The organism is Candidatus Rhabdochlamydia sp. T3358 (assembly GCF_901000775.1).
Lineage (GTDB): Bacteria > Chlamydiota > Chlamydiia > Chlamydiales > Rhabdochlamydiaceae > Rhabdochlamydia.
The window spans coordinates 85,694-98,027 of record NZ_CAAJGQ010000017.1; the positions used below are offsets into that span (position 1 = coordinate 85,694).

Sequence of the window (12,334 nt, forward strand, 5' to 3'; positions counted from 1 at the left end):
AAATAATTTTATCAAAAGATGATTTTTTAAGAAGAAGAGCTCTTTTTAAAAGAGCTCTTCTAAGGACTTAAATCTGCTGAGAAGAAGGACTATCGCTAATCGGGAAGGTCCGATCAGAGGATGGTTGTGGAGGTGGAGGTGCTTTTTTCTGCTGTTTTTCTTCTTCTAGACTTTGTTTCTTTTTTTCAATGTCAAAAGTTCCATCAATGATAGCACGGGCTTCCTCACCGCTTACGGTTTCATATTCCACTAAAGCTTCTGCAAGTCTTTGCAGGCCCTCTCGCTTCTCTGAAATAATTTGCGTTGCCTTTGCATTTGCTTCATGAAGAATCTTTTTCACTTCTTCATCAATAGCTTCTGCTGTTGCTTCAGAATAGCTCTTTTCATGGTAGTTAGGTACTCCTATATACTGCCCATTATCAGATCCTTCGTCATAAGCAACAGTACCTAATTTCTCATTCATTCCCCATGCACACACCATACGACGGGCAAGCTTTGTAGCTTGTGAAATATCCATCTGCGCACCACTTGAGATATCTCCAATAAAGATCTCTTCCGCAATACGCCCTCCCATAAGTACAGCAAGTTCATCAAGGAGCTCTTTTTTCCAATAACTTAGTTTATTCTTCTTAGGCATAAAGTGCGTAGCACCAAGAGACAAACCTCTAGGAATAATGGTAACTTTGTCTACAGGATCTGAGTGTTTGACAAAAAGAGCAACTGCGGTATGCCCTGCTTCATGATAAGCTGTGGTTTTCTTTTCATTTTGAGAAATTTCCAAGCTTCTGCGTTCTTTTCCATAACGCACTTTATCACAAGCTTCTGCAGCATCAGCTGCTGTAACTGCATAACGACCTTTACGCGCTGATAATAAAGCTGCTTCATTTAAGATATTTGCTAGATCAGCACCCGATGAGCCCGGTGTATTACGAGCAATATTCATGAGATCCACAGTAGGATCCAATTTAATTTTACGGGCATGTACCTTTAAAATTTCATATCTACCTTTAATATCAGGAAGATCGATCACAATCCTTCGATCAAAACGACCAGGGCGCAATAGCGCTTTGTCTAATACATCGGGGCGATTGGTTGCAGCAATTAAAATGACCCCTTCATTCGTATCAAATCCATCCATTTCGACAAGAAGCTGATTGAGCGTTTGTTCTCTTTCATCATGTCCACCACCGATTCCAGAGCCGCGATGGCGTCCCACAGCATCAATTTCATCGATAAAAATAATACAAGGAGCGCTTTTTTTAGCTTGATCAAAGAGATCTCGAATTCGGCTTGCGCCCACACCGACAAACATTTCCACAAAATCAGAGCCTGAAATAAAGAAAAAAGGACGATCGGCTTCGCCTGCAACAGCTTTAGCTATTAAAGTTTTCCCTGTTCCAGGGGCTCCTACCATTAAAACCCCTTTAGGAATACGTGCTCCTAAGGCGGTAAATTTGCCAGGTTCTTTTAAAAAATCAACAATTTCTTGTAATTCTTCCTTAGCCTCTTCGCAACCAGCTACATCTTTAAAAGTAAATTTATTCTTATCTTTAGTTAAAAGACGAGCGGGTGACTTACCGAAATTCATGGCGTTTGTCCCTACTCCTTTCATCTGACGAGAAAAGATAAAATACAATACAGCAACAACAAGTACTACTGGTAGAATTGTTAAAATATAGCTAAAGTAATTAGGAGAAGGTTCTTCGCTTTTAAATGTTTTTTCCAATACAAGATTACGAGGTTGGTCTGGAGCTTTAAATACAGCCCCCTTATTCACTCCAAAGTTATCCCATTCCTGTTTGGCCTGAGAAAACCAATGAGCATATATTTCAGGATCTTGTTTTTCTAACATTCGAGTAGACAACTCTTGGTTATTAAAATACCAAGTGACATTCGCAACGTTTTGTCTAGATTTTTCAAATTGTGCCTCATTTTTCTCTAATAGAGAAAGCACATTTGCATATTCTTCCAACTGGATCTTATAGTTACGTACACTTCTTAATTGCAATAAACGTACATTTTGTTGTTCTTGATTGAGCTCTGAGACAAGCTGATCTAATGAAGTAAGCGCGCCTCGATAAATGGAAATCTGCTCTTGTGGAGTTAAAGAAGAAGCCTGGTTGACTTCTTGATAGAGCTCTTTAAGCTGCTGTTTCATCGTTTCATTACCAATACCAAGAGATGGAGAACGAAACCTCTCAATTAAGGTTAGTAAGTCCTTACCAAAAGTAGCGGTTTCCGCAGGATTTGTTTCTCGAGAGAGCACAGGAAATGTTTTTTCTAGATCATTAAGACTTATCAATCCTTGATTAGAAACAGATTTAATAACAACGCTATGGTTTTCATTTGGAGTATTATAAATAGGGTCTATGACAATATATCCCTCTTTGGGGGTCGGTTGTCCACTTAAGCGAAGTAATAGTTCCGCTGATTCTTCTACTAATTTTTTTGATTGACCAATTCCAGAAGCAAGTTCTTCTTTTTTCCCGCTAAGTTCGTGATTTAAGTAAAGAAGCTCAAGATAACGATAATGACTTTTTGCTTCATCGCTTTGTTTATCTTTAAACCTTCCAGTAAAGGTTACTAAATTATCGTTTAATGCTGCTTTGCGGCTTTCGTCTTTTTGGATCAAATCCAAATTCACAAGATGCTCTACCTGGTAACTAAAAGAAACCTTAGCAGCTTTATCATCATGTAAATTTTGAATGGTCAAAATCACCAAGACGGCTGCTAACAGCAGAATAAAAAAGCCCCCTGGCAAGCCTTTTTTAGGACTAGACTCTGGTTTTAAATTGTCATTATTCATAATATTTAAACACTCTCTTGGATTAAAAGATTAAACCACTCAATCTCGATTAAAGTAAAGCTGTTTTTATCTTTTAGTTTTACAATCAAATCATTGAGAACAAGCATATTCCACTCTAAGCACTAAAACTAGCAAGATGGAGTTTTTTCACATCTTAGCAAAAAGAAAATTATTTTTTCTTTACTTTTTAAACTACTTTGTTTGAATTATATGAATCTAAATGATTTAGAATTACATAATAAATATTAAACTGCTATTTTTTTATACTATTTTTTATTAAAACAAGCCTTCCCAAATCAATTTTTAATAGTTTTTTCTTATAAAGAAGCTCTTTAGTCTTATTTTTTACTACACATTCAATGATTATATCCATAAGAGAACTAGATAATGTCACTTTCTGCACTCGCAACCATTGTTTAACAGCATAATATAGCTCCACTTTATCTAAAGGTAGAAAGGGATTTAAATCCCATTCTACCTTGCTATCATCTTCTTTTTGGGTGGCAAATAGGATAAGATTTTTTTGATAAAAATAGTTGTCTATTTCTTGCGCTTGTCTTCCTAATTTACAAAGATTTCCAGCAATTTCCTTGCCAAAAAGCCGACTTAATTCTGGGAAGATCTCTTTGCGCATTCTTGCCCTTAAAAACTGAGAGTTCTCATTTGTAGGGTCTTCTATAGGAACAAGAGCTCTTTTTTCCAACCAACTACGAAGGGTTTTTTTAGAAACTGGGAGCAGAGGGCGCCAAATACGCATTTCTTTTAATCTCATATCTAGTTGCATCCCACGAAGTGAAGTAAGATGAGCTCCTTCACATATTCTTTTTAAAACAACCTCTGCTTGATCTTCTGCATGATGAGCTAACAAAAGAGCTTGGCAATCTAATTTTTGGTAAAGCTCTTTAAAAAACTGCAATCTTTTCTCCCTGCCCTGTTGCTCTAGATTTTTTTTTTCAAAATCTTCAAAATGCAAAACTTTTAAGTAAAAATGCACCCCAAGTTTCTCTACTTCTTTTTGTAGTACTTTAGCTTGTTTAGCACTCTCTTCTCTCCATCCATGATCAATATGAGCCACATACAGGGGAAATTTGAATAGCAAAGAACACTCTAAGATTAAGTAAAGCAACGCTTTAGAATCGCACCCTCCTGAATAGCCCATTAAAATAGGCTGGCTAGATACATTTTTTGATTTTAGAAAATCTTTTACCGTTTTAAGCAACGGGTCCTTTACCTTTAACATTTTCCTCTTTTTGAAATATTTCGCAATCCCCTAGAATGACTTATGACTTTTAATTCACTATTTTACGCTTTATGCCCATTTTATGGCGCTATTTATTGCGCAATTACTTCCAGGTTTTCTTCCTTTGCGTAAGTGCATTTATTAGTGTCTTACTTGTACTTCGCTTTCAAGAAATTGCTAGGTTTATCACATCTGAAGCTTCTTTTACCAGGATTACTCTATTCTCTCTATATCAAATCCCTTATATTTTGCCGATTGCCATTCCTATATCCTGTCTGATCTCTTCTATTTTGCTTTTTCAAAAGCTTAGTTATCATCAAGAAATTACTGCTCTACGCACAATTGGTCTTAGTCTACAAAAAATTGTAATTCCTATTTTATCCTCAGGATTCTTACTGGTTTTGCTCAATGCTATGATTGCTTTTGAATTAGCTCCTATTTGCCGCAGCAAAGCAAGGATGCTCATCTACGAAACAGTGACTTCTAACCCTTTATTTATTTTACAAAAACAAAGCCCTGTCAAACTTAAAAATATGTATATAGACCTGCAGGTCTCAAGGGGGGCTAAGTCTGCAGAGGATGTTATTATTGCTCTTAAAAACAGCTCTAACCATCGCCTTAGCTTGTTTTCTTTTAAAAAGCTCTTTTTAGTTGATGAAGAATTAGAAGGAAATACAATCTCTTATATTTCTTCTTTTGATTCCAAACAAGAATACGGTTTCGATCATCTTATGATTGAAAATCAAGATCATATGAAAATAAAAGCCATTCAGCTCGGTCAATTTATGCAGCATACCAACTGGCTATCTCATCACGATTATCTAACATTGCGTATGCTCCTTGCAAAAGAGAGCTTAGAAACGCATTCTAAAATGTCTAAGAAAATACTCATTGAAATAGCTAAGCGGATTTCCATCTCTTTTGCTGCATTTACCTTTACGTTGATTGGCACTTGCCTAGGTTTGCAGATTGGTCGCAATCAATCCAAGAAAAAAGCACTGTGGGCTATTTTCTTAGCAGCTTTTTTTATGCTATGTTTTATTATTGCTAAATCCATGTATCCTAATGCACTCCTAGCTATTAGCCTATTACTCATCCCCCACCCTTTAATAGCTTGGGCTAGTTATAGACAGCTAAAATTGGTTGCTAAAGGAATTGAATAATGCATATGAAAATTTGGCAACGCTATCTCATCCGAGAAATAGTGAGTTTTTTCTTTCTTTTTTTAGGCTGCTTTTACTCTATCTACGCATTAATAGACTATTCCCTACACATGCAAGACTTTATGCAAGATACAAGAATCAATTTTTCTCATATCTTTTTATATTATCTATTTGAGTTCATTAAAAGAGCTGACTTATTGATTCCACTAGCTGTTTTAATCACTACAATTAAGGTGCTATTTGCACTAAATATAAGAGGAGAATTAGTGGCTCTAAGGGCTTCTGGTTTATCTTTAAAAGTGATTTTACGCCCTTTTTTTTATCTAGCTATTGCTCTAGCTCTTTTTAATTATATGAGTAATGAATGGATACTTCCTTCTAGTTTAACTTTTGTCGATCAATTCCAAGAACAGCACTGGAAACCCTCTTCTAAAGACAACCATCTTTACACGTTATCTTTATCTGACCAATCCAAGCTCATTTATCAGACTAAAGATCTTCAAAAACAATTATTAAATGATGTATTTTGGATTCGCAGTGCTGATGAAATTTGGCGCATGAAATCCCTTTGCTATGATCTAAAACAACCCATAGGTTTTTTTGCAGACCAGCTTAAGCGAAATAATAAAGGATATTTTGAAAAAGTAGAATCTTTTGAAGAGTACCCTTTTACCCTATTTTCTAAGGGCCTTCTAGAAAACTACAAAATACCCATTTCTTTAGAGAACCAAAAGATCAGCACTCTATTCAAAGACTTGGTTCAAAAAAGATTGAGCCCTTATGAATATCCTATAGCTCTTTCTTATTTTTTATTGAAAATTACTATGCCTTTTTTATCTTTATTAGTAGTTCTTGCAATTGCTCCTTTTTGCATAAGTCATAGACGCTGTTTTCCTGTTTTTCTAACCTATGCTTTAGCCCTATTTGGCTTTATCGCTTTTTTTACTCTACTAGATGCAGCTGTAATTTTAAGTGAAAATGAAACCATCTCTGCTTTTTATGCAATCCTTTTGCCTTTTTGCATTTGCTTTAGTCTATTTTCCTACCGATACTTTAAGAGAGTACAATGACCACCTCATATAAACTTAAATCGCTTTTTCTTTTACAAACTCTTCTGGCACTTTTACTGGCGAGTTTATTATGGCCCCAAGCAGCTATCTATTGGCAAAGGCTAGATATTGCATTTTTTAAACTGATCAATCAGTCTCTATTAGATAGTCACTATTGGCAAATGTTTTGGGCTTGTGCAAATCACAAATATGCAGACTGGTTAGAAGACTTGTGCATATTGGTATTTTTTACTATATGGATACAAAAATCTCCTTCTTCTTTACGTAAAATACGGATCGCACAGTTGCTCTTTTGCGTTTTATACATTGCGTTTATCCTTTTCTTTGTAAATCGGATGATTTTTCGGGATCTTATTTGTATACCAAGGCCCAGCCCTTCTTTAGTGGTCGAAAATAGCGTGATGCTATCACAGGAAATCCCTTGGATGAAAATCAAAGACGTGTCTAAAACAAGTTTCCCAGGAGACCATGCCACAACAGCCTTGCTTTTTGCTGCTAGTTTCTCTTATTTGGCTGGCTGGCGTTTTGCCATTATGGCTTGGATCTATGCTGGTTTTCTTTGTATGCCTAGATTAATTACAGGTGCTCATTGGCTCTCTGATGTAATTGTAGGTAGTGGTGGGATTGCTTTATTTTTCTTAAGCATTGCCTTCTGCACCCCACTAGCTAATAGCATAAGCTCTTGCCTTGTGCGTATATTTAATAAAAAGCAGACAGCAAATAACTAAAAATCTAGCTTCATCTTTTTAGAGTTTTGATCTAATTTAAAACTTAAGCAAATAATTTGGATAATCTATGCATCCCTATCAAAGGCTCATTAAGCTTTCTAAACAAATCACTCAGCTCTCTTCCATTACCTATCTGCTTGAGTGGGATCAAGAAATCTATATGCCATCAGATGGAATTGAATACCGTGCTGAACAAATTGCTCTTCTTTCTGGCTTAGCTCATCAAAAAAAAACAAGTAAAGCTTTTGCAAAAGGCTTACATTCTTTAATTGATTTAGATACAAAAAAAATCAAAGATCCTCATCTAACCCCTATACAAATAATTGCTTTGCAAAGATGGCGTAAAGATTATCTGCTAGCTGCTAAAATTCCTTCTTCTTTTGTCAAAAACTTTGCCCATGTTACATCTAAAGCAGCTCATGTATGGCAAACAGCAAAAAAACATAATGACTTTAAATTGTTTCTTCCTCATCTGCAGAAAGTGATTTCTCTCTGTCGGTTAAAAGCAGATATTATTGGCTACCAGGAACATCCTTATGATGCTCTATTAGATACCTATGAGCCGGATGCTAAAACCTCTGATCTGGCAAATATGTTTAGCCAATTAAAGTTACCCTTAAAACAATTGCTCAAAGAAATATCTATTAAAGATCCTATAGAAAATCATTTTCTTTATCAGTTTTGTCCTAAGCATATACAGCTAGAATTTGCTCATTTGATTTTGGAAAAAATGGGATTTTCCCCTTCTTCTTCTCGTTTAGATTGCTCTGTACATCCTTTTTGTACAGGACTACAACCTAAAGACACCCGTATGACTGTATCTGTAAATCCAGAAAATATCCTAGGTACCATTAGCGCCACACTGCATGAAGGAGGTCATGGCTTATACCATATGGGTCTTGCTGCTGAGTATTATGGAACTCCTCTTGCTGAATCGCTCTCTTTAGGGATTGATGAAAGCCAATCCCGTTTTTGGGAAACCTTAATTGGTCAAAATAGGCATTTTTGGCAGCATTTTTTTCCTATATTACAACAAAAGCTTCCTAAACAATTCGGATTGATTACTTTAGATCAGTTTTATAGAGCCATTCATAGTGTAAAGCCACATTTCATACGAATTGAAACCGATGAGATTAGCTACAACCTACATGTCCTATTGCGCTTTGAAATAGAAAAACAACTCATTGAAGGATCTTTATCCGTTAAAGACATACCGGAAGCTTGGAATGAGCGTATGCGCGATTATCTTGGCCTTGATCCAAAGCTCGATAGCCAAGGCTGCTTGCAAGACATCCATTGGTCTTTAGGGATGATAGGATACTTTCCTACCTATGCCTTGGGAAATCTCTATGCAGCCCAATTCTTCTCTCAGTTCAAAAAAGATCAACCTGATTGGGAAACACAAGCAGAGCAAGGAAATCTTTCTCCTATTCGCAGCTGGCTACAGACACATATTCACCAATTTGGAAGACAATATACGCAAGAAGAGCTCTGTCAAAAAGTTACAGGATCTACTCTCTCAGAAAAGCCTTTTATTGATTACCTGCAAAAAAAATATAGAGCCCTTTACCAAATAGATTCTTAAGAGCTTTTAAGCAGCTGCATTTATAGGAAATCTTTTTTTTATACAGCTATAGAAACAAGCTCATGAAAGCTTGTCATAATTGCCATTTGATTACGCGCATATTCTCTTAAAATATCTATATTTATTCATCTGATTATACACCCATTTTTTCTGGTTTATCCGTTTATTATAACGTCAGAGTTATTGCTTTTTTTATTCATCTTTGATAAATATTTTATAGATAAATTATAAAGAGGACAGAATGATTATTGATGTCTACCCTTCTGCTTTTCAATGGATTGAGCGACCACTTTATTACTTGAACGAGCAAAGAAACAAATCCATTTTATCAGGGGATCTTGACGAGAAGAGTTTTAGTATAACTTGTTTGGTAATAAATGCTCTCTTTTGTCCTATTATTATGTGCTCAATACCTCTTACAGCTTTAGTTGACATAGGCATAGGGGCTTGTGAAGCTTTCTACGCTAAATACAAAGGAGCTACATCCCACCGAATTACATTAATTATCCAAAAGAAAATTATTGCATCCCCCATACAGCACCTAGCTTACGTTATTACTAATTTACTTGCTCCTTTCTTTGCCGGCACAGCGCTTGCTCTTGGACTCTTTCGGCCAGGTTTAATCATTCCTCTTACCAAACTATATGCTATAGCTCTCTGCCCAATGCTGGCATCCATCAATTACCAGCTTGCCCAAATATTTATTGGCAAGCTACCTGCCTGGACTCGCCCTGAAGAGTTTAACATTTTTATTAATGGAGGGTGTTTAGATCACAAAGGTCGTAAAATAACAGATGAAGATTATGGTAGAGAAAAAGAGTATAATGAATGGAAAAGCAAACAATTAGCTCCAGCTCATCAAACAGAGCTAAATAGTCTACGTGAAGAACTTAAAGGTAAGGCTACCATACTAAATGCTTACCAATCTAATAATGTTGTTGAGCTTAAAAAGTTCTCAGAGCTCATTTTAAATGAGGCATCTGTAAGTGAGCTTCTGGGATTGAAGCCTGGCTTTCAAATGCAAGAGATCAAAGATGCTTACCGCAAATGGGTTCTTATCTTACATCCTGATAAAAATAAAGACATTCAAGAAATTGCAGAAATACTTATAAAAATACTTAACCTAGCGCGTTTTGATCTTGAAAAACAGAGCGAAACAGGGCTTTAAATAATAAAACCTATTAAAACAAGGAGGAAAATTAACGTTTTGAAAACTGGAAGCGCTTATGGGCTCCTGGTTGCCCATACTTTTTACGCTCTCTTTTACGAGAATCACAAGTTAGAAAGCCTAGACCTTTTAAAGGTTGGCGATTGTTTACGCTCTTCTTAACTAAAGCTCTAGAAATACCTAATCTAGAAGCAATTACCTGGCCTTCAATACCACCACCTTTTACTTAGATTCTTAAGAGCTTTTAAACAACTGCATTTATAGGAAATCGGTTCATTTATTGTGTCTGTATTTTTTGTAAAAATTTTGCAGGTTTTTTTTAAACTTTATGAACTTTTTTATTATATCTCTTGTATAACTCATAGAGAATCTATAAAAGGATTTTAATCATTGAGATGCAATTGCTTGAAGACAGTTAAAGACGAAGAGTTTCGACGATTTCTGATTCTTCTCCGCTTGTATTTTCAGAAGTGATAGAAAAATCTTCTATAAATGAATTACTTTTCGCTGGGCTTTTCTTTGATGGGGCTAAATGCTTTTTAAAGGAGCCTTCAGTCTTTTTTCATTGCTATACGCTTTTTTTGTTCTAATTGATAGATTAATTGATCTTCTTTCTCTAGCAAATTAACTAGTCATTCACAGGGCGATTTAACTAAAATTTTTTGACACCTCTCTGCAGAAAATAATTGCCAAAATTCCCTTTAAGTATCCAGAGCCAAAAGTTGCTGCTCGTCTCACAGCAGCAAGTCCTCTATTTGGATCAGCAACTGCAGCTATATTCATAGCCAAGCGCCGAAACAGACCCATGTTCTCTGCACTGTGTCCTCGATCCATCAAATTATTATCCTCCTTGAAAATTACATCAGCTATCCAGTGGCATTTATTCTCGATGCTCCAGTGCTGCCGGACCCATTTAGCAAAATCCTTTGCAGATGCTCGACGGCTGGAAATATAAAGCCGTCTGAAAACTTCGTTGGTAGTTGATCCGATTTTCTGTCTTGTCGAACGTACCTCGACGAGACAAGCCAAGTTTTTCCACTTACCGGCATTAGGCAACCAGTCCAAATCTTCCACGACTCGAACTTCTCGAGTTTCGATGCGACCATGTCCTTTGTCTATTTCTTGGTGAAATGAATGAGGAAGTTCATCCCATTCAATTGCATGAGCTTGATCGAAAAAATTTTCCATCTCAGCGCAAAGAGAAGGCTGATTGCCCTTCACAGCTAGCAGATAATCTGCTTTTGCATCAATGATACGTTCTGCTGATTCGGGTACAGTGAAATGCGCATCCCCTGAAATAATCGCTCCTTCTACGTCTACCTGTTCCAAAATGATCGGCAACGTACTTTTCTCAACCGTTTTATCGGGAACTTTTTCTACTGCAAGACACAATCGATCTTCTGCAGCAAATAATTCTACTACGTGAGTGATATGGTCCAGGAAATTAGCACCCCTCAATCTTTTGCCATCGATCGCCAATAGCTGATTCTTCAATGCGCCTGGAATTTTTCTGAACCATTTTTGAATATAGCTCTTAAGAGCCCCGGCGGGGGTTTTTACTAAAAACCACCAGAGAGCGCCATGAGAAGGAGCTGAGACTCTCTCCCCAAGGAGAGAGGAAAACCAGTCTTCTTGATGATCGGCGTAGTCAGCAATTTCTTCGATCGTGTTGCATCCGCAAAAAAAGCCACAAAGAACTACAAGAGACAGATACCAAACAGGATACAGTACTCGGTTTTGATTGCGTCGATAATCAGGCAAATCGGCAAACGCTCCCTTAACTGTCTCTGCGAAGACCTCGGCATTAAATTCCTTACTGGCTTCCAGAATTTTGGAATCAATTGGCTTGCGGCGTGACATAGAACCTCCTTAAATTTGAGGTCTTTACTATGCCATATTACCTAATCTGCTATCAAAAATTTTTAGTTAAATCGCCCTGATCATTTACGATGTCTAATAAACTATTCACTTCTTCAGCAGATTTATAACATTTTATCCTTTCTATTATGCTTAATAGATTTTCTTTACTTTTTGCCCTTAAAAACTCATAAGCATCTAAAGGTTTTAATCGAGCTTCTAAGACTTTCCTCATCTGTCCAGCGGCATTGTTTCCTGATCCTTCACAGAGAGAGTGCTCTATAAAATCTAAACTTATACCGATATTTAACATTCTTATTCCCCATGAGCTAGTCATGCATTCTATTCCTTGAGGACTCTTTATAAAGTGCTTTAAAAACCACTTAGAACTAAAAAGGGAATAGCAGATAGCAACTTGTAAAAGTCTATCCACAGGACTTTTAAAAGGCAGAATTTTTTTAAGGCCTGGAGTTATCAATACTGCAATCCACATACGGGCATAAGGGATTTGCAGTGCTTCATAGGCAAATTTTGTGAATGTATTTGCACAAATAACGTCCTCTAATACAGATTTGCAATCAAATAGAGTTTCTCGAATATGTTCTATTTTTGATTGAGGTTCCATGTCGCAATCTGTCGTTAAGTATTCTATTCCTTTGGGAATGAAATACCAAGCAGCTGAAGTAAGCGCTATCGGTAACATAAAGTATTCCTTTT

General features: G+C 36.5%; 9 protein-coding genes and 1 pseudogene. 5 read left to right on the forward strand and 5 right to left on the reverse strand.

Going from position 1 to position 12,334, the window contains the following annotated elements:
• Positions 1–67: 67 nt before the first annotated feature.
• Positions 68–2,806, reverse strand: a complete 2,739-nt coding sequence (gene ftsH, locus RHTP_RS05535) for an ATP-dependent zinc metalloprotease FtsH (RefSeq protein ID WP_138107129.1) — start codon at positions 2,804–2,806, stop codon at positions 68–70.
• Between the two features lie 253 nt (positions 2,807–3,059).
• The gene (gene tilS, locus RHTP_RS05540; protein ID WP_138107130.1) at positions 3,060–4,046 is read right to left on the reverse strand and encodes a tRNA lysidine(34) synthetase TilS; all 987 of its coding nucleotides are present in this window, start codon (positions 4,044–4,046) and stop codon (positions 3,060–3,062) included.
• A gap of 71 nt (positions 4,047–4,117) precedes the next feature.
• On the opposite strand from tilS, the gene RHTP_RS05545 reads away from it, so the two are divergent.
• From RHTP_RS05545 to RHTP_RS05565, 5 genes are all read left to right on the forward strand, one after another.
• Positions 4,118–5,209 (forward strand): LptF/LptG family permease, encoded by a 1,092-nt coding sequence (locus tag RHTP_RS05545; protein ID WP_138107131.1) that lies wholly within the window; start codon positions 4,118–4,120, stop codon positions 5,207–5,209.
• Positions 5,209–6,279 carry an LptF/LptG family permease gene (locus tag RHTP_RS05550; RefSeq protein ID WP_138107132.1) on the forward strand — a complete coding sequence of 357 codons (1,071 nt, stop codon included), beginning with the start codon at positions 5,209–5,211 and terminating at the stop codon, positions 6,277–6,279. The genes RHTP_RS05545 and RHTP_RS05550 overlap by 1 nt, the downstream gene beginning before the upstream one ends.
• Positions 6,276–7,007 carry a phosphatase PAP2 family protein gene (locus RHTP_RS05555; RefSeq protein ID WP_138107133.1) on the forward strand — a complete coding sequence of 244 codons (732 nt, stop codon included), beginning with the start codon at positions 6,276–6,278 and terminating at the stop codon, positions 7,005–7,007. Before RHTP_RS05550 ends, RHTP_RS05555 begins: the two co-directional genes overlap by 4 nt.
• A 67-nt stretch (positions 7,008–7,074) precedes the next feature.
• On the forward strand, positions 7,075–8,592 hold the full coding sequence (locus RHTP_RS05560) for a carboxypeptidase M32 (protein ID WP_138107134.1): 1,518 nt from the start codon (positions 7,075–7,077) through the stop codon (positions 8,590–8,592).
• Positions 8,593–8,833: 241 nt separating this feature from the next.
• Positions 8,834–9,760, forward strand: a complete 927-nt coding sequence (locus tag RHTP_RS05565) for a J domain-containing protein (protein ID WP_138107135.1) — start codon at positions 8,834–8,836, stop codon at positions 9,758–9,760.
• A 31-nt stretch (positions 9,761–9,791) separates the two neighbouring features.
• On the opposite strand, the pseudogene rpsI reads toward RHTP_RS05565, so the two are convergent.
• The 3 genes and pseudogenes from rpsI to RHTP_RS05580 form a co-directional block, all read right to left on the reverse strand.
• Positions 9,792–9,986 (reverse strand): annotated as a pseudogene (rpsI, locus tag RHTP_RS05570) (30S ribosomal protein S9); the annotation flags it as partial.
• Positions 9,987–10,408: 422 nt separating this feature from the next.
• On the reverse strand, positions 10,409–11,620 hold the full coding sequence (locus tag RHTP_RS05575) for an ISAs1 family transposase (RefSeq protein ID WP_138107136.1): 1,212 nt from the start codon (positions 11,618–11,620) through the stop codon (positions 10,409–10,411).
• Between the two features lie 52 nt (positions 11,621–11,672).
• On the reverse strand, positions 11,673–12,320 hold the full coding sequence (locus RHTP_RS05580) for a hypothetical protein (protein WP_138107137.1): 648 nt from the start codon (positions 12,318–12,320) through the stop codon (positions 11,673–11,675).
• Positions 12,321–12,334 lie beyond the last annotated feature (14 nt).

Coding starts and splice junctions, on each gene's coding strand:
- RHTP_RS05550 (WP_138107132.1), top strand. CDS start 5,209: ATGCATATGAAAATTTGGCAACGCTATCTCATCCGAGAAATAGTGAGT.
- RHTP_RS05545 (WP_138107131.1), top strand. CDS start 4,118: ATGCCCATTTTATGGCGCTATTTATTGCGCAATTACTTCCAGGTTTTC.
- RHTP_RS05580 (WP_138107137.1), bottom strand. CDS start 12,320: ATGTTACCGATAGCGCTTACTTCAGCTGCTTGGTATTTCATTCCCAAA.
- ftsH (WP_138107129.1), bottom strand. CDS start 2,806: ATGAATAATGACAATTTAAAACCAGAGTCTAGTCCTAAAAAAGGCTTG.
- tilS (WP_138107130.1), bottom strand. CDS start 4,046: ATGTTAAAGGTAAAGGACCCGTTGCTTAAAACGGTAAAAGATTTTCTA.
- RHTP_RS05560 (WP_138107134.1), top strand. CDS start 7,075: ATGCATCCCTATCAAAGGCTCATTAAGCTTTCTAAACAAATCACTCAG.
- RHTP_RS05565 (WP_138107135.1), top strand. CDS start 8,834: ATGATTATTGATGTCTACCCTTCTGCTTTTCAATGGATTGAGCGACCA.
- RHTP_RS05555 (WP_138107133.1), top strand. CDS start 6,276: ATGACCACCTCATATAAACTTAAATCGCTTTTTCTTTTACAAACTCTT.
- RHTP_RS05575 (WP_138107136.1), bottom strand. CDS start 11,620: ATGTCACGCCGCAAGCCAATTGATTCCAAAATTCTGGAAGCCAGTAAG.